At 68.2% G+C, this 20745-nt stretch carries 21 protein-coding genes; 13 read left to right on the forward strand and 8 right to left on the reverse strand.

What is annotated here, in order from left to right; genetic code table 11:
• Positions 1-326: 326 nt before the first annotated feature.
• The 5 genes from NFU04_RS03445 to NFU04_RS03465 all read left to right on the forward strand — a co-directional run bounded on the left by NFU04_RS03445 (position 327) and on the right by NFU04_RS03465 (position 5375).
• The gene (locus NFU04_RS03445) at positions 327-1898 is read left to right on the forward strand and encodes a Re/Si-specific NAD(P)(+) transhydrogenase subunit alpha (RefSeq protein WP_251308106.1); all 1572 of its coding nucleotides are present in this window, start codon (positions 327-329) and stop codon (positions 1896-1898) included.
• A 16-nt stretch (positions 1899-1914) separates the two neighbouring features.
• Entirely contained in the window at positions 1915-3357 is a 1443-nt protein-coding gene (locus NFU04_RS03450; protein WP_251308107.1) for an NAD(P)(+) transhydrogenase (Re/Si-specific) subunit beta, read from the forward strand.
• 102 nt (positions 3358-3459) lie between these two features.
• A complete protein-coding gene (locus NFU04_RS03455; RefSeq protein ID WP_146802259.1) occupies positions 3460-4524 on the forward strand; it encodes an NAD(P)H-dependent glycerol-3-phosphate dehydrogenase in 1065 nt (354 codons plus the stop codon).
• The gene (gene sixA, locus NFU04_RS03460) at positions 4517-4993 is read left to right on the forward strand and encodes a phosphohistidine phosphatase SixA (RefSeq protein WP_251308108.1); all 477 of its coding nucleotides are present in this window, start codon (positions 4517-4519) and stop codon (positions 4991-4993) included. The genes NFU04_RS03455 and sixA overlap by 8 nt, the downstream gene beginning before the upstream one ends.
• Positions 4994-5051: 58 nt before the next feature.
• Positions 5052-5375, forward strand: a complete 324-nt coding sequence (locus NFU04_RS03465; RefSeq protein WP_251308109.1) for an antibiotic biosynthesis monooxygenase family protein — start codon at positions 5052-5054, stop codon at positions 5373-5375.
• Here NFU04_RS03465 and NFU04_RS03470 read toward each other — a convergent pair.
• Positions 5372-6319: an AEC family transporter gene (locus NFU04_RS03470; protein WP_251308110.1), complete on the reverse strand. Its 948-nt coding sequence runs from the start codon at positions 6317-6319 to the stop codon at positions 5372-5374. The genes NFU04_RS03465 and NFU04_RS03470 overlap by 4 nt on opposite strands.
• A gap of 236 nt (positions 6320-6555) precedes the next feature.
• Between NFU04_RS03470 and NFU04_RS03475 the strand changes: the two genes are divergently transcribed.
• The 3 genes from NFU04_RS03475 to NFU04_RS03485 are packed head-to-tail and all read left to right on the forward strand — an operon-like array spanning position 6556 to position 9445.
• Positions 6556-7386 (forward strand): alpha/beta fold hydrolase, encoded by an 831-nt coding sequence (locus tag NFU04_RS03475; RefSeq protein WP_251308111.1) that lies wholly within the window; start codon positions 6556-6558, stop codon positions 7384-7386.
• Positions 7362-8261 carry an alpha/beta fold hydrolase gene (locus tag NFU04_RS03480; RefSeq protein WP_251308112.1) on the forward strand — a complete coding sequence of 300 codons (900 nt, stop codon included), beginning with the start codon at positions 7362-7364 and terminating at the stop codon, positions 8259-8261. The genes NFU04_RS03475 and NFU04_RS03480 overlap by 25 nt, the downstream gene beginning before the upstream one ends.
• Entirely contained in the window at positions 8258-9445 is a 1188-nt protein-coding gene (locus NFU04_RS03485) for a patatin-like phospholipase family protein (RefSeq protein WP_459382062.1), read from the forward strand. Before NFU04_RS03480 ends, NFU04_RS03485 begins: the two co-directional genes overlap by 4 nt.
• Before the next feature lie 16 nt (positions 9446-9461).
• Here NFU04_RS03485 and NFU04_RS03490 read toward each other — a convergent pair whose 3' ends face one another.
• A complete protein-coding gene (locus NFU04_RS03490) occupies positions 9462-10043 on the reverse strand; it encodes a Smr/MutS family protein (RefSeq protein ID WP_251308113.1) in 582 nt (193 codons plus the stop codon).
• Positions 10044-10166: 123 nt separating this feature from the next.
• Between NFU04_RS03490 and prmB the strand changes: the two genes are divergently transcribed.
• From prmB to phaC, 5 genes are all read left to right on the forward strand, one after another.
• Positions 10167-11120, forward strand: coding sequence for a 50S ribosomal protein L3 N(5)-glutamine methyltransferase (gene prmB, locus NFU04_RS03495; RefSeq protein WP_251308114.1), 954 nt, complete (start codon positions 10167-10169; stop codon positions 11118-11120).
• Positions 11121-11141: 21 nt separating this feature from the next.
• Positions 11142-12227 (forward strand): chorismate synthase, encoded by a 1086-nt coding sequence (aroC, locus tag NFU04_RS03500; protein WP_251308115.1) that lies wholly within the window; start codon positions 11142-11144, stop codon positions 12225-12227.
• Between the two features lie 264 nt (positions 12228-12491).
• Positions 12492-12929, forward strand: coding sequence for a hypothetical protein (locus tag NFU04_RS03505; protein WP_251308116.1), 438 nt, complete (start codon positions 12492-12494; stop codon positions 12927-12929).
• 114 nt (positions 12930-13043) lie between these two features.
• Complete coding sequence (locus tag NFU04_RS03510; RefSeq protein ID WP_251308117.1) at positions 13044-13400, forward strand: hypothetical protein; 357 nt, start codon at positions 13044-13046, stop codon at positions 13398-13400.
• Between the two features lie 32 nt (positions 13401-13432).
• The gene (gene phaC, locus NFU04_RS03515) at positions 13433-15256 is read left to right on the forward strand and encodes a class I poly(R)-hydroxyalkanoic acid synthase (RefSeq protein ID WP_251308118.1); all 1824 of its coding nucleotides are present in this window, start codon (positions 13433-13435) and stop codon (positions 15254-15256) included.
• Positions 15257-15366: 110 nt separating this feature from the next.
• Here the strand turns inward: phaC and paaE are convergent, their stop codons facing one another.
• The 6 genes from paaE to paaK form a co-directional block, all read right to left on the reverse strand.
• The gene (paaE, locus tag NFU04_RS03520; protein ID WP_251308119.1) at positions 15367-16443 is read right to left on the reverse strand and encodes a 1,2-phenylacetyl-CoA epoxidase subunit PaaE; all 1077 of its coding nucleotides are present in this window, start codon (positions 16441-16443) and stop codon (positions 15367-15369) included.
• Between the two features lie 84 nt (positions 16444-16527).
• On the reverse strand, positions 16528-17070 hold the full coding sequence (gene paaD / locus NFU04_RS03525) for a 1,2-phenylacetyl-CoA epoxidase subunit PaaD (protein WP_285835110.1): 543 nt from the start codon (positions 17068-17070) through the stop codon (positions 16528-16530).
• 17 nt (positions 17071-17087) lie between these two features.
• Positions 17088-17882, reverse strand: a complete 795-nt coding sequence (gene paaC / locus NFU04_RS03530) for a 1,2-phenylacetyl-CoA epoxidase subunit PaaC (RefSeq protein ID WP_251308120.1) — start codon at positions 17880-17882, stop codon at positions 17088-17090.
• A 12-nt stretch (positions 17883-17894) separates the two neighbouring features.
• The gene (gene paaB, locus NFU04_RS03535) at positions 17895-18176 is read right to left on the reverse strand and encodes a 1,2-phenylacetyl-CoA epoxidase subunit PaaB (protein ID WP_459382063.1); all 282 of its coding nucleotides are present in this window, start codon (positions 18174-18176) and stop codon (positions 17895-17897) included.
• 31 nt (positions 18177-18207) lie between these two features.
• A complete protein-coding gene (gene paaA, locus NFU04_RS03540; RefSeq protein ID WP_251308122.1) occupies positions 18208-19197 on the reverse strand; it encodes a 1,2-phenylacetyl-CoA epoxidase subunit PaaA in 990 nt (329 codons plus the stop codon).
• A 232-nt stretch (positions 19198-19429) separates the two neighbouring features.
• Positions 19430-20743, reverse strand: a complete 1314-nt coding sequence (gene paaK, locus NFU04_RS03545; RefSeq protein ID WP_251308123.1) for a phenylacetate--CoA ligase PaaK — start codon at positions 20741-20743, stop codon at positions 19430-19432.
• Positions 20744-20745 lie beyond the last annotated feature (2 nt).

A 20745-nucleotide genomic window follows, 5' to 3' on the forward strand; every position in this document is an offset into this window, starting at 1 on the left:
CATAAGCCGATCCATGGCTTGATGACCGGCGTGAAACTCCAATGAAACAATGGCTTGTCGTTATTTTAACGATAAGCCCGGGGTTATGGTCGGGATAAGCGTTTTATATAAATCAAAGTTTTCACAAAAGACTTGCTTTTGCCTTTTTGGACTAAGGAGACTAGAGGGGATTCCCCTTATAACCCTCATTACGCACCGCCTGCGGGCGATGCCACTGGACACGAGGAGCAACTGCCCATGTATCCGTTGATGGAGATCGGGCGAGGCGCCGCCCGACCCGACCGGCGAGACGAGAGTCGCTGCAATCAGGCACAAGGAGGACAGGCATGAAGATCGGTGCCCCCAAGGAGATCGCCCGCGGTGAGGCGCGGGTCGCCCTGACCCCGGAGAGCGCCCAGCAGCTGCAGAAGCTGGGCCATGAGTGCCTGATCGAGACCACCGCCGGCGCCGCCGCCGGCTTCGACGACGCCGCCTACCGCGCGGTTGGTGTCGAGGTGGTGGACAGCGCCGCGGCGCTGTGGCGCGAGGCCGAGGTGGTGATCAAGGTGCGCGAGCCCAGCGAGGCCGAGACCGAGTATCTGCGCGCGGGCCAGACCCTGATCAGCTTCTTCTGGCCGGCCCAGAACGAGGCGTTGCTGGAGGCCTGCAAGGCCAAGGGCGCCAACGTGCTCGCCATGGACATGGTGCCGCGGATCTCCCGCGCCCAGAAGATGGACGCCCTGTCATCCACCGCCAATATCGCCGGCTACCGCGCGGTGATCGAGGCGGGCAACCAGTTCGGGCGCTTCTTCACCGGCCAGGTGACCGCCGCCGGCAAGGTGCCGCCGGCCAAGGTGCTGGTGATCGGCGCCGGCGTCGCCGGCCTCGCCGCCATCGGCACCGCCACCAGCCTGGGCGCCGTGGTGCGCGCCTTCGACGTGCGCCCGGAGGTGGCCGAGCAGATCGAGTCCATGGGCGCCGAGTTCCTGTTCCTGGATTTCGACGAGAGTGCCGACGGCGCCGAGAGCGGCGGCTACGCCAAGCCCTCCAGCCCCGAGTTCCGCGAGAAGCAGCTGGCGCTGTTCCGCGAGCAGGCCCCCGAGGTGGATATCGTCATCACCACGGCGCTGATCCCCGGCCGTCCGGCCCCCAAGCTGTGGCTCGAGGACATGGTCAAGGCCATGAAACCGGGCTCGGTGATCGTCGACCTGGCCGCCGAGAAGGGCGGTAACTGCGACCTGACCGTGGCGGACGAGCGTATCGTCAGCGACAACGGCGTGATCGTGGTGGGCTATACCGACTTCCCGTCGCGCATGGCCACCCAGGCCTCGCTGCTCTACGCCACCAATATCCGCCATATGCTGACCGATCTGACCCCCGAGAAAGACGGGGCGATCGTTCATGATATGGAGGACGACGTCATTCGTGGCGCCACCGTCACCTACCAGGGCGAGATCACCTTCCCGCCGCCGCCGCCCAAGGTCAAGGCGATCGCCGCGGCCAAGCCCAAGCCCAAGGAGAAGGCGCCGACCGCGGAGGAGAAACGCGCCGCGGAGCACGCCGAGTTCAAGACCCAGACCAAGCGTCAGGTGGGCCTGCTGGCCGCCGGCGGTGCGCTGATGCTGCTGCTGGCGCAGATCGCCCCGGCCTCCTTTATGCAGCACTTTATCGTCTTCGTGCTGGCCTGCTTCGTGGGCTTCCAGGTGATCTGGAACGTCAGCCATTCGCTGCATACGCCGCTGATGGCGGTGACCAATGCCATCTCGGGGATCATCATCCTCGGCGCCGTGCTGCAGATCGGCTCGGGGAATGGCCTGGTGGTCTTTATGGCGGCCATCTCGGTGCTGATCGCCAGCATCAATATCGTCGGTGGCTTCCAGGTCACCCGTCGCATGCTGGCCATGTTCCAGAAATCCTGAGGCGCGGAGAGAAGAGATGTTGAGTCAAGGTTTCGTATCTGCCGCCTCCATCGCGGCGAGTGTATTGTTCATCCTCTCCCTGGGGGGGCTGAGCAACCAGGAGAAGGCCAAGCGGGCGGTGTGGTATGGCATCGTCGGCATGGCCCTGGCGGTGTTCTTCACCGCCTTCGGCCCGGGCATCGGTCACTACTGGCTGATGATCCCGATGATCGTTATCGGCGGCGCCATCGGCGTGGTGGTGGCCAAGCGGGTGGGCATGACCGAGATGCCCCAACTGGTGGCGGCGCTGCACTCCTTCGTCGGCCTGGCGGCGGTCTTCGTCGCCTGGGGCGCCGACCTGGAGCGTCGCCGGGTACTGGCCGCCCAGGCCGCCGGGGAGTCCACCGAGGCCTTCTCGGCCTTCGCCGGCCTGGTGGCCACCAAGACTCCCGCCGAGCTGACCTTCCTGCAGGTCGAGGTGATCTTCGCCATCTTTATCGGCGCGGTGACCTTCACCGGCTCGGTGATCGCCTTCGGCAAGCTGGCCGGCAAGGTCGACGGCAAGCCCAAGAAGCTGCCCGGCGGACATGCCCTGAATGCCGGCGCCGTGGCGCTGTGCCTGATGCTGGCGGTGGCCTACCTGAGCGGCGCCGGCTTCTGGACCCTGCTGGTGCTGGCGGCGCTGTCGTTCTTTATCGGCTGGCACCTGATCATGGGCATCGGCGGGGCCGATATGCCGGTGGTGGTCTCCATGCTCAACAGCTACTCCGGCTGGGCGGCGGCGGCCATCGGCTTCACCCTCTCCAATGACCTGCTGATCGTCACCGGCGCCCTGGTGGGCTCCAGTGGTGCCATCCTCTCCTACATCATGTGCAAGGCGATGAACCGCAACTTCGTCAGCGTGATCCTGGGCGGCTTCGGCGGTACCCAGGGCCCGGCGGCGGAGATCGAGGGCGAGCAGGTGGCCACCGATGCCGCGGGGGTGGCCAGCGCCCTCAACGATGCCGACAGCGTGATCATCGTGCCGGGCTACGGCATGGCGGTGGCTCAGGCCCAGAACGCGGTCAGCGAGCTGGTGCGCAAGCTGCGCGCCGCCGGCAAGGAGGTGCGCTTCGCCATCCACCCGGTGGCCGGGCGTTTGCCGGGGCATATGAACGTGCTGCTGGCCGAGGCCAAGGTGCCCTACGACATCGTCATGGAGATGGACGAGATCAACGACGACTTCGCCTCCACCGACGCGGTGATCGTCATCGGCTCCAATGACATCGTCAACCCGGCCGCCCAGGAGGATCCCAACAGCCCCATCGCCGGCATGCCGGTGCTGGAGGTGTGGAAGGCCAAGCAGGTGTTCGTCAGCAAGCGTGGCCAGGGCACCGGCTACTCCGGCATCGAGAACCCGCTGTTCTTCAAGGACAACACCCGGATGTTCTACGGTGATGCCCGGGAGAGCATCGACAGCCTGCTGTCGCTGATCGACTGATCGTCATCTGATGGCGAGAGCATGAAGACGCCCGAACCGGCTGCCGGTTCGGGCGTCTTTTTCGCTACAATCGAGACCTCACACAGTCTTTCGGGGCCCCTTATGGCAGAGGAACAGATGACGGTCGCGGTACTCGGCGGCGGTAGCTTCGGCACCGCCCTGGCCAGTATCGCCGCGGATAACGGCGCCCGGGTGCGCCAGTGGTTGCGCGATCCGGCGCTGGTCGCCCAGATCAATGCCGAGCATCGCAATGGACGCTACCTTCCCGACTATGCCATCAATCCGGCGGTGGTCGCCTCGGGGGACATGGCCGAGGTGCTGGCGGGTGCCGAGCTGGTGCTGGTGGCCATCCCCTCCAAGGCCTTCCGCGAGGTGGTGCGCCAGGCGCGCCCCCACCTGCATGCCGAGCAGATCCTGGTCAGCACCACCAAGGGCATCCAGGAGGAGGGCTTCAAGCTGATGAGCCAGATCCTCGAGGAGGAGACCGGCTTCGCCCATATCGGCGTGCTCTCCGGCCCCAACCTGGCCTCCGAGGTGGCCGACAAGCAGCTGACCGCCACGGTGATCGCCAGCGACGACCCCCTGACCCGGGCCCGGGTGCAGACCGCCCTCGGCTGCGACTACTTCCGGGTCTATGCCAGCAACGACCGCTATGGGGTCGAACTGGGCGGGGCGCTGAAGAACATCTACGCCATCGCCGCCGGCATGGCGGCGGCGCTGGGCATGGGCGAGAACACCCGCAGCATGCTGATGACCCGGGCGCTGGCCGAGATGAGCCGCTTCGCCGTGGATCAGGGCGCCAACCCCATGACCTTCCTGGGCCTGGCCGGGGTGGGCGATTTGATCGTCACCTGCTCCTCGACCCTGTCGCGCAACTATCGGGTCGGCCAGGCCCTGGGCCAGGGCAAGGGGCTCGACGAGGCGGTGGCGGCCCTCGGCCAGGTGGCCGAGGGGGTCAACACCGTGCGCCTGGTGCGCGACAAGGCCCGCGAGGACGGCGTCTACATGCCGCTGGCCGAGGGGCTTTACCAGGTGCTCTTCGAGGGCGTGCCGGCGCGGCAGATGGCCAGGATGCTGATGCAGGGCGAGCAGAGCAGCGACGTGGAATTCATCCTCTCCCGGGAGGACGTCCAACAGGCCCGTCGCCTGGAGCCGGGTCATGAGTGAGCGGCTATGGATCATGCGCCACGGCGAGGCGGGGCCCGGTAGCCCGGACAGCGCCCGCGAGCTGACCCCCCGGGGCCGGCGCGAGGTGGCCGCCATGGCGGAGTGGCTCAAGGCCCGCGGGATCGGCCCCTGCCGACTGGTGGCCAGCCCCTATCGCCGCGCCCGGCAGAGCGCCGAGCCCATCGCCGCGGCGCTGGGCGTCGCCCTCGAGACCCATGACGGCATCACCCCGGACGACGCCCCCCGGGCGGTGGCCGACTGGCTGCTGTTCCAGGCCGAGGGGCGGCCCCTGGTACTGGTCAGTCATATGCCGTTGGTCGGCGCCCTCACCGGCCTGCTGGTGGAGGGCCGAGGCGGCGCGGGCCCGGGGTTCCCCACCGCCGGCCTGGCGGAGCTGGAGGCCGAGGCCTGGGCGGCGGGCTGCGCCCGGCTACGCGGCTTCGTGACTCCCGCCGATCTGGCCGTTTGATCGCCGCACAGGCCGGCCGGAGAAGCGCCGCACCGGCCGCGACCCCCAAGGAGAACCCATGAGCTTTATCGTCAATAACCGCATCTTCGTGAATCCCGGCTTCGAGGCGGAGTTCGAGGAACGCTTCCGCCGCCGCGCCGGCGAGATCGACAAGCAGCCCGGCTTTATCGCCATGCGGGTGCTGCGCCCCCTGGGCAACCAGGCCCCCTATGTGGTGGAGACCGAGTGGGAGAGCCAGGCGGCCTTCCGCGCCTGGGTGGGCAGCGACGACTTCAAGCGCGCCCACGCCAACCCGCTGCCGGCGGAGGCCACCGCCGAGGGCGGCGGCCTGGAGCAGTTCGAGGTGGTGATCGGTGCCTCCCGCGACGAGAAGCGGGGTTAGATAAGGCCCGCGGCCTTGAGGCCGAAGGCGCCCAGGGTGACGGTGATGCTGGCCATCAGGGTGGTCAGGGCAATGATATTGGCGGTGAGCACCGCATTGCCGCCCATCGCCTTGGCCATCACGAAGGCCGCCGCCGCCGTGGGGCTGGCGAAGAACAGGAAGAGGACCCCCAGCTCGCGCCCCTGAAAGCCCGCCAGCCAGGCGCCGCCGGTGGCCAGTGCCGGCAGGCTCACCATCTTGATCAGGCTGGCACCGGTGGCCAGGCGTCCGGAGTCGAGGAGGGCACCGAGTGACAGGGTGGCCCCCACGCAGATCAGCGCCAGGGGCAGCGAGAGCGAGGCGAAGTAGTCCCCCGAGGTCATCAGCCACCCGGGCAGACGCAGCTCGAGCAGGGCGACGGGCAGCGCCGCCACCACCCCGAGGATCAGCGGATTCTTGATGATGCTGGCGAAGATACTCCGCCAGTCGGTGCGCGGCCCGCTCTGGTAAGTGGCCAACGCCACCACCGAGAGGCTGTTGTAGCTGAGAATCACCACCCCCAGCAGTAGTCCCCCCGCCGAGAGGCCGTAGTCGCCGTACATGCCGGCGGCCAGCGCCAGGCCGACGATACCGCAGTTGCCACGAAAGGCGCCCTGGATATAGCTGCCGCGCTCGGCCCGAGGCACCCGCAGGGTCGCCCAGCCCCAGATCAGGACGAAGCTGACTAGGGTCGCCAGGGCGAAATAGCCGAGCAGGGCGGGATTGAAAGTGGCATCCAGGTCGGCACGAATGATGCTCAGGAAGACCAGGGTCGGCAGGGTCGCCTTGAACACCAGCGTCGAGGCGGTATTGATAAACCCCTGGTCGATCCACCCCAGCCGCTTCAGGGCGATGCCGATAAAGACCATGGCGAAGACCGGCAGGGTGATCTCGAGGGTCTGGAAGAAGAGGGCAGCGAGCTCCATCAGCGCGCCAGCCACAGGCCGATGACGACGGCGGCGAGCACGGTGGCGAAGAACAGGCGGTTGCGCAGGCGGGTATCGCGGGGTCGAGTCACGGGGGCTCCCTGGCGGATTGGCGTCAAATGGGGTAGAACAAGTGTTTGATCAGGTGGTCGGCGTGACCTGAACCGGGCGCGTCGACCTATCCACCCGATGGTAAACCCGTTAGTCTGCTATCGCCACGTTGGGACACCCATGTTATGCCGCTTCTTTCCCGCGATACCCTGCTCTTCGCCCATGCCAACGGCTTCACCGGAGCCAGCTATCGCAGCCTGCTGGCGCCGCTGGAGGCGCATTTTCGCGTCGAGGCCCTCGATCGCCTGGGCCACCACCCGGACTACCCGGTGGGGCGCAACTGGCTGGCACTGCGTGACGAGCTGCTGGAGCGGCTGGCCGCCCAGGCGTCGCCGGTGATCGGCGTGGGGCACTCCATGGGCGGGGTGCTGATGGCCATGGCCGCGGAGGCGGCCCCGGAGCGCTTTCGCTGCGTGGTGGTACTCGATTCGCCGCTGATGCTCGGCGTCGATGCCTGGATGATGAAGGCCGCCAAGCGGTTGGGCATGATGGATCGGGTGACCCCGGCCGGGCGCACCCGGGGGCGTCGTGCCGAGTGGCCCGGGCGCGAGGCCATGCACCGGGCCCTGCGACGGCGTTCGCTGTTCGCGCGTTTCACCGACGATGCCCTGCGCGACTATGTGGAAGGTGCCACCCATCTGCTCGACGACGGCCGGGCGCGGCTCGCCTTCGACCCCGACATCGAGACGGAGATCTTCCGTCACTTGCCGGATCACCTGAGCCAGCTGCCGCGCCGCCTCGGGGTGCCCCTGGCCATGCTCTATGGCCGCGACTCCGACCTGATCACCCCGCGGCGGCGTCGGCGCCTGCGTCGACACGGCATCGATGTGACCGCCGTGCCCGGTACCCATATGTTCCCCATGGAGCATCCGGACGAGACCCGCCGGGCGCTGCTGTCCACCCTGCCGGCACTGCTAGAGGAGACGCCGTCATGCGCGACGAGCCCCAATCCCTGACCCTGGCCGGCGGCCGCCTGGCGGCCCTGGCCTGGGGCGATCCCGAGGCGCCCACCTGGCTGGCCCTGCACGGCTGGCTGGATAACGCCGCCAGCTTCTCGCGGCTGGCGCCTCGGTTGGTGGCGGCGCGTCATATCCGCCTGGTGGCCCTGGACCTGCCCGGCCATGGGCTATCGGCACCGCGGCCCGAAGGCACCGACTATGCGCTCTGGGACAACTGCCATGCGGTGCTCGATGCCCTGGATGAGCTGGGCCTGGCGGCGGCGCCGCTGCTGGGCCACTCCATGGGCGCCGGGGTGGCCTGCCTGGTGGCCGCGGCGGTACCGGAGCGGGTCGAGCGCTTGATGCTGATCGATGGCATCGGCAGCCTCACCACCCCGGCGGAGGAGGTCGCCCAGCAGCTCCGCAAGGGCCTGCTCGGCCATCGCCGTGCCTCCTCGCCGTCGCCCCGCTACCCGGATGCGGCCACCGCCCTGGCGGCCCGGGTGGCGGGGGGCGTGACCCCCATCGATGCCGCGACCGCCGAGCCCCTGGTGGCGCGCAACCTGGAGCCCACCGCGGACGGCCGGGTACGGCTGCGCACCGATGGGCGGCTGCTGCGTCCCTCCCTGGTGCGATTGTCTCCGGAGCAGAGCCGCGCCATGCTTAGCAGTATCGAGGCACCGACCCTGCTGGTGGAGGGCGAGGCGGGGATCCTCGGCCGGCGTGCCCCTGCCGAGCAGGCCCGCCGGGCACTGCGAGGCCTCGAGCGGCGGGTGCTGCCCGGCGGGCACCACCTGCACCTGGAGCCGGATGCGGTGGCCGCGGTGGCCGAGGCGATCCTGGCCTGGTGGGCAACACGAGGCGCATCACAGCGAGTTCAGGAGGCACCATGAGCGAGGCGCTAGGTTCGGGAAAACGCGTGGCCCTGGTGCTGGGCAGCGGCGGGGCGCGGGGCTATGCGCATATCGGCGTGATCGAGGCCCTGGAGGCCCGCGGCTACGAGGTCGTGGCCCTGTCGGGCTGCTCCATGGGGGCCCTGGTCGCCGGGGTCTATGCCGCCGGCCAGTTGGATGCCTACCGCGACTGGGTGGGCAGGCTCGACTACATGGATGTGCTGCGTCTGGTGGACGTGAGCTGGAGCCCCATGGGGGCGATGCGTGCCAACAAGGTGATGGCCAAGCTGGAGAGCCTGATCGGCGAGACCCTGATCGAGGACCTGGCGATTCCGGTCACCACGGTGGCCACCGACCTGGTGCGCCAGCGGGAGGTGTGGTTCCAGTCCGGCCCCTTGCTGCAGGCGATTCGCGCCTCCATCGCCGTGCCCGGGGTGATCACCCCGGTGCATCTCGGCGAGCAGGTGCTGGTGGATGGCGGCCTGCTCAACCCGCTGCCGATCATGCCCACCATTTCCGCCCAGGCGGATCTGGTGATGGCGGTCAACGTCACCGCCCACAGCCCCCATCCGGTGAGCCTGGAGGCCCTGTTGCCCCCGGAGGAGGCCGCCGAGGAGGCCGCCCGCGACGACGAGGGAAGGATCGCCGGCTGGTTCGAGGAGGTGCGCCGACGCACCCAGCGCTGGTTCTCCTCCACCGAGGACGAGAGTGATAACGGCGGGCCCAAGGCCGCCCGACAGCGCGCCTGGGGGCGCCTGGAGATGGTCCTGGCCTCCTTCGATATCACCCAGGCGACGCTGGCCAAGTACAAGGTGGCGGGGTACCCGCCGGATGTGCTGATCGAGATTCCCAAGACCGTCTGCGGCGCCCACGAGTTTCATCGTGCCGAGGCGCTGATTCGCCTGGGCCGTCACCTGGCCGACCAGGCCCTGGACAGCTACGAGACCACCCCGGAGGGCATACAGATGGCGGTGCATGTGGGGCCCAGGGTGGCCACCATGGCCCCGACCGGCGAGTCGGCGCCCGTGGTGGCGGGAGAAGAGGCGGGCGAAGCGTCGATGGCCGACGCGGTCCCGGCGAGCGGCCAGGAGGACGCGGGGCCCGAGGCGGCCGACGCCAAGGCGGGGGAGGACGCCTCGCGAGAGGACCCTTCGGGAGAGAATCGGGGGATGGCCTCTTCCTAGGTCGTGGACCTGAGGGTCAGAGTGCCTCGCCGCGGCGCCGCAACAGGATATACACCGCCCCGGTGCCGCCGTCCGCCTCGATGGCGGAGCAGAAGGCCAGCACGCTGGGCCACTCCCGCAGCCAGGCATTTACATGACTCTTGATCACCGGATAGTCCGCCAGGGCGTTCTGGCTGCGTGCCTTGCCGTGGACCACCAGCACGCAGCGGCTGCGCCGGGCCAGGGCGTCGTGGAGGAAGTTCTCCAGCTCGCGGCGCGCCTCCTCCAGGGTATAGCCGTGCAGGTCGAGCCCCGCCTCCCAACTGATGCGCCCGCGCTTGAGCTGGGCCTGGGTGCGGTAGGGCAGGTCGGGGAGGGCGAAATCGAGGTACTCCGAGGGGCGCACCGGCTCCACCCGACCGTCGGAGGTGCGGCTGGTGGCCTGGCTGGGATCGGCGGCGGTGGCCGCGGCGCGGCGCTCGGCGAGGCTCTCGGCCTGGCGCCGGGGGCGGCCCGGGTCGGCACGGTTGGCCTGCAGGCGGCGCACGCCGGCCTCTTCCAGGGCCTGGCGGAATAGGGAGATCTCCTCCTCGGGCGGTTCACCCTGGCGTCGACTCATGGGGACTCTCGTTGGGGATGGCTGACCAGGCGCCCAGTATAGCGACTCGGCGGTGACTGTGAACCGGACGGCGCTGCGGGTACAATCTTCCGCCCAACCGATTTCGCCGAGACAGGAGTCCGTGTGGCCGCTCAACGCCCCGCCGCCCATTCCACCCTGAGCCTCTCCGACGAGGCCCTCACCGAGGGGCTGATCAGCCTGCGCGACTGCCTGCGCTGGGCCGCCAGCGAGTTTCATGCCCATGGCCTGCATTTCGGCCACGGCACCGCCTCGCCCTGGGACGAGGCGGTGGCGCTGACCCTGGGCGCCCTGCACCTGCCCTGGGACGTGGATCCGGCGGTGCTCGATGCCCGCCTGCTGCCCATGGAGCGGGCGCGCATCGTGGCCCTGGTGCGCTCGCGCATCGGCGATCGGCGTCCCTTGCCCTATCTGCTCGGCGAGGCCTTCTTCGCCGGTTACCCCTTCGACGTGGACGAGCGGGTGCTGATTCCCCGTTCGCCCATCGCCGAGCTGATCGAGGATGGCTTCGCCGCCTGGTTCGGAGACCTGCCTCCGGCCCGGGTGCTCGATCTGTGCACCGGCTCCGGCTGCATCGGCATCGCCACCGCCCTGCACTTGCCCACCAGCGAGGTGGACCTGGCGGATATCAGCGCCGAGGCCCTGGCGGTGGCCCGCCAGAACATCAGCCGCCACGACGTGGGGGACCGGGTACGCGCGGTGGAGTCCGACCTCTTCGCCCACCTGGTCGGCCGCCGCTATGACCTGATCGTCTCCAATCCGCCCTATGTGGATGCCCGGGACCTGGCCGGCATGCCCGCCGAGTTCCGCCACGAGCCGGCCCTGGCCCTGGGGGCCGGCGCGGATGGCCTGGATATCGTGCGGCGCATCCTGCGCGAGGCCCGCGCGCATCTCAGCGACGAAGGGGTGCTGATCGTCGAGGTCGGCAACTCCGACCGGCACCTGGAGGCGGCCTTCCCCGAGGTGCCCTTCCTGTGGCTCGACTTCGAGCGCGGAGGCCACGGGGTCTTCGCCCTTACCGCCCAACAACTCGACGCCCATGCGGCGTCCTTCGCCTGACCGTCATCGCGAGGAGAGCCCATGTCCGGCAATACCTTCGGTAAGCTGTTCACCGTGACCACCTTCGGCGAGAGCCATGGCCCGGCGCTGGGGGCCATCGTCGACGGCTGCCCGCCGGGGCTGCCACTGAGCGAGGCGGACCTGCAGCGCGACCTGGACCGCCGCCGCCCGGGTACCTCGCGGCACACCACCCAGCGCCGCGAGCCCGACCGGGTGAGGATCCTCTCCGGGGTCTTCGAGGGCGTCACCACCGGCACCTCGATCGGCCTGCTGATCGAGAACACCGACCAGCGCTCCAAGGACTACTCCAATATCAAGGATCAGTTCCGCCCGGCCCACGCCGACTACAGCTACCACCACAAGTACGGTCGCCGCGACTACCGCGGCGGCGGGCGCTCCAGCGCCCGGGAGACCGCCATGCGGGTGGCCGCCGGGGCCATCGCCAAGCAGTACCTGGCTGCCCAGGGCATCAGCGTGCGCGGCTACATGAGTCAGCTCGGCCCCATCGCCATCGACTTCAAGAGCTGGGAGGCGGTGGCGGAGAACGCCTTCTTCTGCCCCGACCCGGAGCGGGTGCCCGAGCTCGAGGCCTATATGGATCAGCTGCGCCGCGACCAGGACTCGGTGGGGGCGAAGATCAGCGTGGTGGCCGAGGGGCTGCCGCCGGGGCTCGGCGAGCCGGTCTTCGATCGCCTGGACGCCGAGCTGGCCCACGGCCTGATGAGCATCAATGCGGTCAAGGGGGTGGAGATCGGCGACGGCTTCGCCGCGGTCAGTCAGCGGGGCAGCGAGCACCGCGACGAGATGACCCCGGAGGGCTTCCTCTCCAACCATGCCGGCGGCGTGCTGGGCGGCATCTCCTCGGGGCAGCCGCTGATCGCCCATCTGGCGCTGAAGCCGACCTCCAGCATCACCACCCCGGGGCGCTCCATCGACGTCCACGGCACCCCGGTGGAGGTGGTCACCAAGGGCCGCCACGACCCCTGCGTGGGCATTCGCGCCACCCCCATCGCCGAGGCGATGATGGCGCTGACCCTGATGGATCACCTGCTGCGCCATCGCGCCCAGAATGCCGAGGTCCGCGTCGAGACCCCGGTGCTGCGTTAACTCCCACCTTTCTCATCAAGGGGAGAGGTGCGAATGGGCAAGGGGCGCTGGGGGCAGGATGGAGCGGAGCGTCTTTTTCATGGACGAAAAAGTCGAGCGCCCAGGGAGGGGTTCACAGCGTCTCCGCGAAGGCCTGCCCCCAGGGTAGCCCCGACCCTCCAGGCGTGATGATGCCTCTTGTGTTCCCGAAGGCGACCGCTAGACGGTCGCCTTTTGCGTGATGGCGGCGCTAGACTGGGACGATCACTCCCAGCGAGGCACGCCATGAAGATCCATCTCGAATTCGACCTGACCCCCGCCGAGTTTCGCCAGGCTCTGGGCCTGCCCGATGTGGAGGCCTATCACCAGGCCGTGCTGGAGCGCATCCAGCAGCAGATGGAGGCCGGCGTCGAGGGCTATGACCCCCTCAGTTTGCTGCAACCCTTCCTCGATAACCCGCTGATGCCCGAGGCCTTCAAGCACGCCTTCCAGGGCCAGAAGGGCGCGACCGGCCAGGGGAGCGGCTGGGAGCAGGGGATGGCCGGCTTCGGTCACTATCAGCAGATGCTGATGGAGATGCTGCGCAAGGCCGCCGCCCAGGCCGGCAACCCGGCCGCGCCGTCCGAGCCGCCGGCAGGCAGCGACGCTGGCCCCGGAGGCGGTGACGACCCGGCGCCCAAGGGCAGCGCCAGCGCCGCCAGTGCCCGCCGCCGCCAAGGGTAGGCGGGCACCACGGTTGCAAGGCGCCTCGCCTGGGACTACTCTGTCGGTGGGCTTGTTGTGCAGTGCAGCAAGCGCCATGATTGCGTCCTTCACGGTGACGAAAGGAGTCTCGTTATGCAGGATCCGCTGTCCCCCCTCCCGGCCCCCCTGGCCGAGTCCCTCACCTCCCTGAGTGTCCTGCAACGGCAGTCCCTGACCCGTTATGGCCAGTTGGCCCAGGAGTCGTTCCAGGCCCTGACCGAGGCCGACGCCAGCGAGGCCCTGGCGAGCGGGCCCTGGCGGCTCGCTCAGCGCCTGCAACACCAGTGGGTCGAGGACGCCCAGGCCCTGGGAGAATGGGGGAGCCAGTGGCAGCGGGCCTGGCTGGGCTCGCTCGCCGAGGACGCTGTCGCCTCCCGGACCCCGGCGCCGCGGCCGGTGGATGAAGGGCCCGCCCGGGCCACCAGCCGTGCCGCCCGAGCCGGCCGATAAGTTCCGTCGAGACACAAACCAAGGAGTCGGGGATGCAGACAGACCAGAATGCCCAAGCGTGGGACGGCTGGAGCGACCAGCTCGAGCGTATCGGCCAGGAGTATCAGGCGGTGCTTCAGGACCTGATGGCCCGGGCGGCCCCCAGCGAGGCCGCCAGGCAGGTCCAGGAAGACATGCGCGAGACCTTCCGCGCCGGCCTGGAGGCGCTGATGCGCGACCCCCAGGCCCTCTACGGCGCCCAGTGGCAACTGATGCAGGATCAGTGGCAGCTCTGGCAGCATAACCTGCGCCTGCTGGCCGGTGAGGACGTCGAGCCGCTGGTCGCCCCGGCCAAGCATGACCGCCGCTTCAAGGACGAGGCCTGGCAGACGCAGCCCTTCTATCGGGCGCTGATGGAGCAGTACCTGCTGTTTTCCCGCCAGGTGGAGCGGCTGGTGCAGGGCCTCGACGGCCTGCCGCCCCAGCAGAAGCGCAACCTGGAATTCTATGCCCGCCAGTACGTCAGCGCCGTGGCGCCGAGCAACTTCGTCACCACCAACCCCGAGGTGATGCGCCTGACCCTGGAGACCCAGGGCGAGAACCTGGTGGAGGGGCTGGCGCGGCTGCGCGAGGACCTGGCCAACTCGGCGGAAGGCGTCAACGTGGCCATGACCGACCGGGAGGCCTTCCGCATCGGCGAGAACGTGGCGGTGACCCCGGGCTCGGTGATCTACGAGAACGAACTGATTCAGTTGATTCAGTACACGCCGACCACCGAGACGGTGTTCAAGACGCCCCTATTGGTGGTGCCGCCCTGGATCAACAAGTACTACATCCTCGACCTGCGCGAGGACAACTCCCTGGTCAGGTGGCTGGTGGATCAGGGTCATACGGTGTTCCTGATCTCCTGGCGCAACCCGGGCCCGGCCCAGCGCGACCTGACCTGGGCCGACTATATGCAGCTCGGCCCCATCGCCAGCATGGAGGCCATCGAGTCGGCCTGCGGCGAGAAGTCGGTGAACCTGCTCAGCTACTGCATCGGCGGCACCCTGACCGCCTCCACCGTGGCCTACCTGACCAGCACCCGCCGCGGGCGCAAGGTCAAGTCGGTGACCTATATGGCCACCCTCCAGGACTTCGGCGACCCCGGCGAGATCGGCGTCTTCCTCAACGACACCGTGCTCTCCGGCATCGAGCGTCAGCTGGAGGCGGACGGCTACCTGGATGGCCGGGTGATGGCCTTCTCCTTCAACCTGCTGCGGGAGAACGACCTCTTCTGGTCCTTCTATGTCAGCAACTACCTGAAGGGGGAGCAGCCGGCGGCCTTCGACCTGCTCTACTGGAACACCGACGGCACCAACCTGCCGGCGGCCACCCATGGCTGGTACCTGCGCCATATGTACAGGGAGAACCGGCTGATCGAGCCCGGCGGCATCGAGCTGGACGGGGTCAAGATCGACCTGCGCAAGATCTCCACCCCCAGCTACTTCGTCTCCACCCGGGAAGACCATATCGCCAAGTGGCAGAGCACCTATGGCGGCACCCAACTGCCCAAGGGGCCGGTCACCTTCGTGCTGGGCGGCTCCGGACATATCGCCGGGATCGTCAATCCGCCCCACAAGAACAAGTACGGCTACTGGACCAATGCGGAGCTGCCCGCCTCGCCGGAGGCCTGGCTGGAGGGGGCGGCCTTCAACGAGGGCTCCTGGTGGCCCCACTGGCAGGCCTGGATGACCGACAACGGCTATGTGGATGGCGACAAGCGGGTGCCCGCCCGTCGGCCCGGCGAGGGCGAGCTGGCTATCCTCGAGCCGGCGCCGGGGCGCTATGTGCGCCAGACCATTCCTCAGGTGCTGGAGGAGCAGGGCGGCGCCTGAGCGCTCCCTGACGTGGCACGACGAGGCCGCCCTTCGGGGCGGCCTCGTCGTATAGGGAAGCAGGCGTGATGCGGCCTCGGGGTAGTCGCGGGGCGGGCAGCGGCGAGTGCTTAGTGGTCGAAGTTGAGGACCACCTTGTCGCTGACCGGGAAGCACTGGCAGCTCAGCACCATGCCGGCCTCGATCTCGTAGTCCTCGAGGGCGTAGTTGGCGTCCATCTCCACCTCGCCTTCCTCCACCTTGGCCAGGCAGGTGGAGCAGACCCCGGCCTTGCAGGAGTAGGGCAGGTCGGCGCCATGCTCGTTGCCGGCATCGAGGATGCTCTGGGTATTCTTCGCCAGGTCGAATTCCAGGGTGCGGCCGTCGATCATCACCTTGATATGCGAGCTCTCGGGGGACACCTGGCCGACGCCGCTGGCCTGGGGGCGACGGGCGCTGGCGTTGGGGCGGGTGCCGAAGAGCTCCAGGTGGATGCGCTCGGCGGGCATCTTGTGCTCCTTGAGCACGTCCCGCACGGTCTCGGACATGGCCTGGGGGCCGCACAGGAAGGCCGCGTCCAGTTCGGTCACGTCCAGCCAGCGGCCGAAGATGGCGTGGCACTTCTCGGCATCGATGATGCCGTTGTAGAGGTCGATGTCCTGCTCCTCGCGGTTGAACACGTGGATCAGGTTGAGGCGCTCCATATGGCGGTTCTTCAGGTCCAGGAGCTTCTCGCGGAACATGGTAGTGGCGGTGGAGAAGTTGCCATAGAGCAGGGTGAAGCGGCTCTCCGGCTCGGTCTCCAGGGTGGTGCTGATGATCGACAGGATCGGCGTGATGCCGCTGCCGGCGGCCACCGCCAGGTAGTGACCCTTGCGGCTCGGGTCCAGGGGCACGAAGAACTTGCCCTGGGGGGGCATCACCTCCAGGGTGTCGCCCACCTCGAGGGACTCGTTGGCGAAGGTGGAGAAGGCCCCGCCGGGGACCAGCTTGACCGCCACGCGAATCTCGCCCTCATGGATGCCGGTGCAGATGGAGTAGGAGCGACGCACCTCCTCGCCGGCGAGCTCGTGACGCAGGGTCAGGTACTGGCCCTGGGTGAACTGGAAGGCCTCCTGGAGGGCCTCGGGAACCTCGAAGGCGATGGAGACGGCGTCACGGGTCTCGCGGCGGACTTCCTTGACGACCAGGGGGTGGAATCGGCTCATAGTAATCTCTCGTCGATCGCGTGCCCGCTTGAGGCACATGAAGTTGTCGCCGGGGCCCGGGCAGGTATCGCCCTCAGGCCGGGCTCATAGGCACTTGAAGTAGTCGAAGGGCTCGAGGCAGCTCCGGCACTTGTAGAGCGCCTTGCAGGCGGTGGAGCCGAACTCGCTGACCCGCTCGGTCTCCAGGCTGCCGCACTGGGGGCAGGGCACCTGGGGCTCCGGGCCCAGCAGGCTGCGCTTGCTGGCGCTGCCCACCGGCGGGGCGATGCCGTAGGCGCGCAGCTTGTCGCGCCCCTCGGCGGTGATCCAGTCGGTGGTCCAGGCCGGCGACAGGCGTCGCTCGATCCGCGGATCCGCGTAGCCGGCGGTGACCAGGGCGCGATGGATGGCCTCCTCGATCACCTCGGTGGCGGGACAGCCGGAGTAGGTGGGGGTGACGGCCACGCTCGGGCGCCCCTCCACCCAGCTCACCTCGCGCACGATGCCCAGTTCCACCACGCTGACCGCGGGCACTTCCGGGTCGAGCACCTCCTGCAGCACCGCCATCACGGCGGCCACATCGCCCTCGGCGCCGGCCTTGGGCAGGCCGCCACGGTCGCTATCGATCAGTTGCATGGCATCGGACATCGTGGGTCTCCTATGACTTACCAGACGGTGGCGTCCGGGTAGGCCCGCGGCAGCGCCTGCATCTCCGCCAGCAGAAAGCCCAGGTGCTCGGTGTGGTGGCCCTGCTTGCCGCCACGGTAGGCCCAGGCATCGAAGGGCGGGCGGGCCAGGGTGGCCTCGTCCAGCACCTGCTCGACGGTGGCGCGCCAGTTGGCGGTGAGGGCCTCGGGGTCGGGGGCGATGCCCGCCTCGCGCATGGCCTCGTCCACCGCATCGAACTCGGTCAGCTCGCCGGTGAAGCGCCACAGGATCTCGATGGCCCGCTGCATCCGCGCATGACTCTCTTCGGTGCCGTCGCCCAGGCGGCGCACCCACTCGGCGGAGCGACGCAGGTGATAGGTCACCTCCTTGAGGGACTTGGCGGCGATCTCGGCGACCCGCGGATCCTCGGCGTCCACCAGGCCGGCGAGCAGGTGGTAGTGCCAGGCATCGAACAGGAACTGGCGACCCAGGGTCACGGCGAAGTCGTCGTTGGGCTGCTCGACGATAAGCAGGTTGCGGAAGTCCTGGGCGTCGCGGCGGAAGGCCAGATGGTCGGCATCGACCTGGCCCTGGCCGCCCTCGGCGCTGATCAGCTCGGCGGCATAGTCGAGCCAGTGGCGGGCCTGGCCGAAGAGGTCGAGGCCCACGTTGAGCAGCCCCATCTCCTCCTCGAGGGCCGGCGCATGGCCACACCATTCGGCGTGGCGCTGGCCGAGGATCAGGGCGTTGTCGCCGAGGCGCAGCAGGTACTCCACCAGCGCTGGCTGGGACGTCTGAGACACGTTATCCATGATTCCCACCCCTTACATGTGGCCGACTTCGTCGGGCAGCTCGTAGAAGGAGGCGTGGCGGTAGACCTTGTCCTGGGACGGGTCGAACAGCGGCTCCTTCTCGTCCGGGGCGGAGGCGGTGATCTCCTTGGCGGGGATTACCCAGATGCTGACGCCTTCGTTGCGGCGGGTGTAGAGCTCCCGGGCGTTCTCCAGGGCCATGCGGCGATCCGCGGCATGCACGCTACCCACGTGCTTGTGGCTCAGGCCGTGCTTGCTGCGCACGAAGACTTCGTAAAGGGGCCAATCTGCCATGGTCATCTCCTCTTGAATTCGGGGGTGGCTATCAGGCGGCCTGGCGGGCGCGCTGCTTGGCGGCATAGGCCTTGGCGGCCTCGCGAACCCAGGCGCCATCATCGATGGCCTTCTTGCGGGTCTCGATGCGCTCGCGGTTGCAGGGGCCGTTGCCCTTGAGCACGTCGAAGAATTCGCTCCAGTCGATCTCGCCGAAGTCGTAGTGGCCGCGCGCCTCGTTCCACTTCAGGTCCGGGTCCGGGGCGGTGCAGCCCAGGAGTTCCAGCTGCGGCACGGTCTGATCGATAAAGCGCTGACGCAGCTCGTCGTTGCTGTGGCGCTTGATCTTCCAGGCCATGGACTGGGCGCTGTTGGGGGAGTCGGCGTCGCTGGGACCGAACATCATCAGCACCGGCCACCAGAAGCGGTTGATGGAGTCCTGCACCATCGCCTTCTGCTCGTCGGTGCCGCCCTGCATCAGGTCGAGCAGGATCTGGTAGCCCTGGCGCTGGTGGAAGCTCTCCTCCTTGCAGACGCGGATCATGGCCCGGGAGTAGGGGCCATAGGAGGTGCGCTGCAGGGGCACCTGGTTGACGATGGCGGCGCCATCCACCAGCCAGCCGATGGTGCCGATATCGGCCCAGCTCAGGGTCGGGTAGTTGAAGATGCTGGAGTACTTCACCTTGCCGGCGTGGAGCTTGTCGATCTCCTCGTCGCGGTCGGCGCCCAGGGTCTCCATGGCGCTGTAGAGGTAGAGGCCGTGGCCCGCCTCGTCCTGGATCTTGGCCATCAGCTGCAGCTTGCGCTTGAGGGTCGGGGCCCGGGTCAGCCAGTTGCCCTCCGGCAGCATGCCGACCACTTCCGAGTGGGCGTGCTGGGAAATCTGGCGGATCAGCGTCTTGCGGTAGCCGTCCGGCATCCAGTTCTTCGGCTCGATCTTGATCTCGGCGTCGATGCGCTCCTGGAAGGCGCGCTCCTCGGCGCTCATCTCTTCCAGCTCCTTGAGGCGCTTGGCGCCGGTATCGACCAGCTGTGCGTACATGGGTGACCTCCGGTAACGGGTCGGGGAATCTGACCTTGTTGATCTAACCTAGAGTTTAGTGACACGAAAAAATAAATCAATAAATAAAAATCGTGTCGCTTTTAGACCTTCGGCTAGGGTGGCTCAGCGGGATGAACCGTGGCAGGGGGAAGGCATATGGCCGGGCATAAGGTCAGGCATAAAAAAGCGCCGCCCGGCGAGGCCGGACGGCGCCAAAAAACTCCCTGGGAGGTTAGCGCAGATCCTTGACGCGCTTGGCCTTGCCGACGGAGCGCATCACCTCCTCGACGCCGCACACCTCGATCTTGGTGCTGATGCCGATATAGGTCTTGATGCCGTGCTGCAGCGCCTTGGCCAGTTCCTCGCAGGCACCGCTGTCCTTGGCCACCTCGTTGCTGCAGGCCTCGACCCGCACCCGCACCATGTCCATGTTGCCCTGGCGGCTCACCTCGATCTCGTAGTGGGGCGAGAGGCGTTCCACCTTGAGGATCTGCTCCTCGATCTGGGTGGGGAAGACATTGACCCCGCGGATGATCAGCATGTCATCGCTGCGCCCGGTGATCTTGTCGATGCGACGCATCGGGCGGGCGGTTCCCGGCAGAAGGCGTGTCAGATCCCGGGTGCGGTAGCGGATGATCGGCAGGGCCTCCTTGGTCAGGGAGGTGAAGACCAGCTCGCCATACTCGCCGTCCGGCAGCACCTCGCCGGTGACCGGATCGATGATCTCCGGATAGAAGTGGTCTTCCCAGATGGTCGGGCCGTCCTTGGTCTCCAGGCACTCCATGCCGACCCCCGGCCCCATCACCTCGGAGAGGCCATAGATATCCAGGGCGTCGATGCCCAGGCGCCGCTCGAGGGCGGTGCGCATGCTGCCGGTCCAGGGCTCGGCGCCGAAGATGCCGGCGCGCAGGGCCAGCTTGTGCGGGTCGAGGCCCTGGCGCTCCATCTCGTCGGCGATATTGAGCATGTAGGAGGGGGTGACCATGATGATGTCCGGATCGAAGTCGCGGATCAGCTGCACCTGCTTCTCGGTCTGGCCGCCGGACATGGGGATCACGGTGCAGCCCAGGCGCTCGGCGCCATAGTGGGCGCCCAGGCCGCCGGTGAAGAGGCCATAGCCGTAGGCCACGTGCACCTTGTCCTCGGGGCGGCCGCCGGCGGCACGAATCGAGCGGGCCACCACCTCGGCCCAGGTGTCGATGTCGTTCTGGGTGTAGCCCACCACGGTGGGCTGGCCGGTGGTGCCGCTGGAGGCGTGCACGCGCACCACGTCACGCATCGGCGTGGCGAACATGCCGAAGGGGTAGTTGTCGCGCAGGTCCGCCTTGGTGGTGAAGGGCAGCTTGCCGAGGTCCTCCAGGGAGCGGATGTCCTCGGGGTGGATGCCGGCCTTGTCGAAGGCCTGGCGATAGAAGGGCACGTTGTCGTAGGCGTGCTTCAGGCTCCACTGCAGGCGTTTGAGCTGAGTGGCGCGCAGCTCGTCGAGGCTGGCGGTCTCCATCGGGTCGAGGTTGGCGATGGGGCGAACCTTGGTGTGAATCGTCATGG

Origin of the sequence: Halomonas sp. NCCP-2165 (assembly GCF_023708045.1) — a bacterium.
In the GTDB taxonomy this organism is placed as follows: Bacteria; Pseudomonadota; Gammaproteobacteria; order Pseudomonadales; family Halomonadaceae; genus Bisbaumannia; species Bisbaumannia pacifica.

Bases quoted from the DNA above. Each gene is read 5' to 3' on its own strand.
- aroC (WP_251308115.1), top strand. From the start codon at position 11,142: ATGTCCGGCAATACCTTCGGTAAGCTGTTCACCGTGACCACCTTCGGC.
- NFU04_RS03465 (WP_251308109.1), top strand. From the start codon at position 5,052: ATGAGCTTTATCGTCAATAACCGCATCTTCGTGAATCCCGGCTTCGAG.
- NFU04_RS03470 (WP_251308110.1), bottom strand. From the start codon at position 6,319: ATGGAGCTCGCTGCCCTCTTCTTCCAGACCCTCGAGATCACCCTGCCG.
- phaC (WP_251308118.1), top strand. From the start codon at position 13,433: ATGCAGACAGACCAGAATGCCCAAGCGTGGGACGGCTGGAGCGACCAG.
- paaD (WP_285835110.1), bottom strand. From the start codon at position 17,070: ATGTCCGATGCCATGCAACTGATCGATAGCGACCGTGGCGGCCTGCCC.
- NFU04_RS03490 (WP_251308113.1), bottom strand. From the start codon at position 10,043: ATGAGTCGACGCCAGGGTGAACCGCCCGAGGAGGAGATCTCCCTATTC.
- NFU04_RS03480 (WP_251308112.1), top strand. From the start codon at position 7,362: ATGCGCGACGAGCCCCAATCCCTGACCCTGGCCGGCGGCCGCCTGGCG.
- NFU04_RS03455 (WP_146802259.1), top strand. From the start codon at position 3,460: ATGGCAGAGGAACAGATGACGGTCGCGGTACTCGGCGGCGGTAGCTTC.
- paaE (WP_251308119.1), bottom strand. From the start codon at position 16,443: ATGAGCCGATTCCACCCCCTGGTCGTCAAGGAAGTCCGCCGCGAGACC.
- NFU04_RS03450 (WP_251308107.1), top strand. From the start codon at position 1,915: ATGTTGAGTCAAGGTTTCGTATCTGCCGCCTCCATCGCGGCGAGTGTA.
- NFU04_RS03475 (WP_251308111.1), top strand. From the start codon at position 6,556: ATGCCGCTTCTTTCCCGCGATACCCTGCTCTTCGCCCATGCCAACGGC.
- paaB (WP_459382063.1), bottom strand. From the start codon at position 18,176: ATGGCAGATTGGCCCCTTTACGAAGTCTTCGTGCGCAGCAAGCACGGC.
- paaK (WP_251308123.1), bottom strand. From the start codon at position 20,743: ATGACGATTCACACCAAGGTTCGCCCCATCGCCAACCTCGACCCGATG.
- NFU04_RS03485 (WP_459382062.1), top strand. From the start codon at position 8,258: ATGAGCGAGGCGCTAGGTTCGGGAAAACGCGTGGCCCTGGTGCTGGGC.
- paaC (WP_251308120.1), bottom strand. From the start codon at position 17,882: ATGGATAACGTGTCTCAGACGTCCCAGCCAGCGCTGGTGGAGTACCTG.
- paaA (WP_251308122.1), bottom strand. From the start codon at position 19,197: ATGTACGCACAGCTGGTCGATACCGGCGCCAAGCGCCTCAAGGAGCTG.
- NFU04_RS03445 (WP_251308106.1), top strand. From the start codon at position 327: ATGAAGATCGGTGCCCCCAAGGAGATCGCCCGCGGTGAGGCGCGGGTC.
- NFU04_RS03505 (WP_251308116.1), top strand. From the start codon at position 12,492: ATGAAGATCCATCTCGAATTCGACCTGACCCCCGCCGAGTTTCGCCAG.
- NFU04_RS03510 (WP_251308117.1), top strand. From the start codon at position 13,044: ATGCAGGATCCGCTGTCCCCCCTCCCGGCCCCCCTGGCCGAGTCCCTC.
- sixA (WP_251308108.1), top strand. From the start codon at position 4,517: ATGAGTGAGCGGCTATGGATCATGCGCCACGGCGAGGCGGGGCCCGGT.